Source organism: Cellulomonas sp. IC4_254, assembly GCF_011603975.1.
Taxonomy (GTDB): Bacteria; Actinomycetota; Actinomycetes; order Actinomycetales; family Cellulomonadaceae; genus Cellulomonas.
On the sequence record NZ_JAANNB010000275.1, the window covers coordinates 1 to 3,630 of the forward strand.

3 protein-coding genes are annotated in these 3,630 nt (G+C 73.1%); 2 read left to right on the forward strand and 1 reads right to left on the reverse strand.

The window, feature by feature from the left end:
- Positions 1-270: HPr family phosphocarrier protein (locus G6556_RS17705; protein ID WP_166944313.1), on the reverse strand; the 270-nt coding region annotated here is incomplete at its 3' end.
- Between the two features lie 471 nt (positions 271-741).
- Here G6556_RS17705 and G6556_RS17710 point away from each other — a divergent pair.
- Positions 742-2,691: a beta-glucoside-specific PTS transporter subunit IIABC gene (locus tag G6556_RS17710; protein WP_166944315.1), complete on the forward strand. Its 1,950-nt coding sequence runs from the start codon at positions 742-744 to the stop codon at positions 2,689-2,691.
- Between the two features lie 122 nt (positions 2,692-2,813).
- A partial coding sequence (locus tag G6556_RS17715) for a PRD domain-containing protein (protein ID WP_166944317.1) occupies positions 2,814-3,630 on the forward strand: 817 nt, incomplete at its 3' end.

Genomic DNA, 3,630 nt, shown 5'->3' on the forward strand with positions numbered 1-3,630 from the left:
GGCCGGGGCGTCCAGGTCGGTCGCCAGGAGGTCGGCCAGGCGGTCGAGCGCGGCGTCGGCGTCGGCGCCCTCGGCGGCGATCTCGACCGGCTCGCCGTGCTGCAGGGCCAGGCCCATGACGAGCAGCAGGCTCGACGCGTCGACCGGCGCGGCCCCCGGCCGGGCGATCTGCACGGGCACGCCGGTGGCGGCGGCCGCGCGGGCGAAGACGCTCGCCGGCCGGGCGTGCAGGCCCACGGACGAGGCGATGGTGACGGTGCGGTGCGGCACGGCGGGCTCCCTTACGGCGGTGCGTGGACGCGGCCGATTCCGGGCAACAAAAAAGACCTGCGCGCACCGACCCCACGAGAGGCGGCGTGCAGCAGGTCTTGCCTGATCGAATCAGTCACAATCCTTGGACGACGCCGCCATTCCTACCCGCCCCGCGCCGGGTCGTCAAGGCGGGTCGGGATCGGCACCGCGGACGTCCCGTGGCGCGTCGCGGGGCGGTCCGCCGGGTGCCCGGCACCGCTCACCAGGCCGTCGAGAAGCCGGTCTTGACAGGTTCCCGTGACGGGTCCTACCTTCCTCGCACGGTCGCCGCAGTCGGCGACTCGCGCAGGTCCGGGATTGTTACTGGCGACAGGCAAAACCCGAGCTCCGGCGACGCGGGACCCTCGTCCCGCCCGCTCACGGGCTCGGGTTTTTTGTTGCCCGAAACACCGACGACGGCCCGCGCGGACACTGATTCGAGGAGGAATCGTGGCTACCGCGAGCAAGTACCAGACGATCGCCGACGACGTCCTGCGCGGCGTCGGCGGCGCCGAGAACGTCGCCTCGGTGACGCACTGCGCCACCCGCCTGCGCTTCCGGCTGCGCGACCGGGACCGTGCCGACAAGGCTGCGGTCGAGGCGACCCCCGGCGTCATCACCGTCGTCGAGGCCGGCGGCCAGTTCCAGGTCGTCATCGGCAACACCGTGAACAGCGTCTTCGAGGCGATCAGCACCCGCGGCGTGACCACCGAGTCGGCCGCCTCCGGCGGGCTCCTGGCCCGGGCGATCGACCTCATCACGAGCATCTTCACGCCGTTCCTGTGGGTGCTCGCCGGCACCGGTCTGCTCAAGGCGCTGCTCGCCGTCGCCGTGAAGATCTCCCCGGACTGGGCCGCCTCCGGCGCCTACGCGATCCTGTTCTCCGCGGCGGACGCGATCTTCCAGTTCCTGCCGATCCTGCTCGCGATCACGGCCGCCAAGCGGTTCAGGGCGAACGTCTACGTGTCGGTCGCGATCGCCTGCGCCCTGCTCTACTCCGCGACCATCGCGGTCATCCCCGGCCCGGACGGCGCGACGCTCACGCTCCAGGGCTTCGAGGCCGCCGGCAACCAGCTGACGTTCTTCGGCATCCCGGTCGTGATGATCAGCTACCTGTCGGCGGTCATCCCGACGATCCTCGCGGTCTGGGCGCAGTCGCACCTGGAGCGGCTGCTCAACCGCGCGTTCCCCGAGGCGCTGCGCAACTTCCTCACCCCGATGGTCACCGTCGCCGTGATCGTGCCGCTGACCTTCCTGGCCATCGGCCCGGTGTCCGACCTGGTCGGGCGCGGGCTGTCGAGCGGCATCAACTGGCTCTGGGACCTGAGCCCGGTCGTCGGCGGCCTGCTCATGGGCGCGCTGTGGCAGGTGTTCGTCATCTTCGGCGTCCACTGGGGCTTCGTCCCGGTGATGCTCCAGGACATCGTCGACAACGGGTACTCGCTGCTCACCGGCCCGCTGTTCGCCGCCGTGCTCGCCCAGTCGGGCGCCGCCGCGGCCGTGTTCCTCAAGACCCGCAACCGCCAGCTCAAGGGCGTCGCGGGCCCCGCGACGATCTCCGCGTTCCTCGCCGGCATCACCGAGCCCGCGATCTACGGCGTCACCCTGCGGCTGAAGAAGCCGTTCATCTACGCCTGCATCGGCGGCGCGGTGGGCGGCGCGATCGCCGCGGCGGGCGGCTCGGCGGGTGAGGGCTTCGTCCTCCCGGGCGCCATCACGCTCACCTCGACGCTCAACGTCGGCAACTTCACGCTGCAGCTCATCGGGTCCGGGCTGGCCATCGTCCTCGCGTTCGTGCTGACCATGACGCTCGGGTTCACCGACATCCCGAACCCGCCCGCGCAGGACGAGGCACCGGCCGACGCGGACCGGGCGACGACTGCGGGCGCGGGCGCCGGGCTGGGGACGCCGGTGTCGTCGGGCGGCGGCGTCGGGACCCTCACCGGCACGCGGGTGCTCGAGGTGCGCGCACCCGTCGCCGGCACGGCGGTGTCGCTCGCGGCGGTGCCCGACGCGGTGTTCTCCTCGGGCGCGCTCGGCGCCGGCGCGGCGGTCGTCCCGACGGACGGCCGGGTCGTCGCCCCGGTCGACGCCGAGGTCGTGAGCGTCCTGCCGCACGCCTACGGGCTGCGCACCGCCGACGGCGTCGAGCTGCTCGTGCACATCGGCATCGACACCGTGCAGATGGCGGGCGCCGGCTTCGCCCCGGCCGTCGCGGCGGGTGCGTCCGTCCGGGCCGGCGACCTGCTGACCGAGGTCGACCTCGCCGCCGTCCGCGCCGCCGGCCACGACACCAGCACGGTCGTCGTCGTCACCGGCGGGGCCGACCCGGCGTCGGTGCTGCCGGCCGCCGAGGGCCGGGTGTCGTCGGGCGACGCCCTGCTGCGGGTCGCGGTCTGAGACCGCCGCTGCCGACCCACAGCCCCATTTGATAGGAATCGAGTCGTCGGCGCCCCCGGGTCCGTCCCGGGGGCGCCGACGGCGTCGGGCGCGCGGCGCCCGGACCTGAGCGAGGAGCACGCGTGCGGGTGACGAAGGTGTTCAACAACAACGTCCTCCTGGCAGCCGACGAGGGCGGCACGGAGGTCGTCCTCATGGGCAAGGGCCTCGGCTTCCAGGTCCGTGCCGGTGACGCCGTGCGCACCGCCGACGTCGAGCGCACGTTCGTCGCCGGCGGCGGCACCACCCCCGAGCGGATCGTCGCGCTCCTCGACGAGATCCCCGCCGAGGACATCGACCTCACCCAGCGCATCGTCGCCGAGGCCCGCGACCAGCTCGGGCCGCACATCACCGGGCACGTCGTCGTGCCGCTCGCCGACCACATCTCGTTCGCACTGCGTCGCGCGCGGGAGGACGTGCAGATCGCGTACCCGCTGCAGTGGGAGGTGCTGCACCTCTACCCGAAGGAGGTGGCGTTCGCGCGGCACGCGCTGGTGATGGTGCGCGAGGCGACGGGGGTCGAGCTGCCGGCGCTGGAGGCGGTGCCGCTGGCGCTGCACTTCGTCAACGCGCAGTTCGGCGCCGGCGAGCTCTCCCGCACCGTCGAGATGACCGAGGTGTTCGGCGCCGTGCTGGGCATCGTGCGGACGCGGCTCGGGGTCGAGCTCGACGAGGAGTCGATCGACGTCGCCCGGTTCATCACGCACCTGCGGTACCTGTTCGTGCGGCAGCAGCAGGGCGCTCCCCCGCCGGACGTGCAGGGCGTGCTGCTGGAGGCGGTGCGGTCGCAGCACCCCTCTGCGGTCGACGCGGCGCGGGCGATCCAGGACCTGCTCCGGGAGCGGTACGACTGGACGGTGACCGGGGACGAGACGCTGTACCTCGCGCTGCACGTGGCGC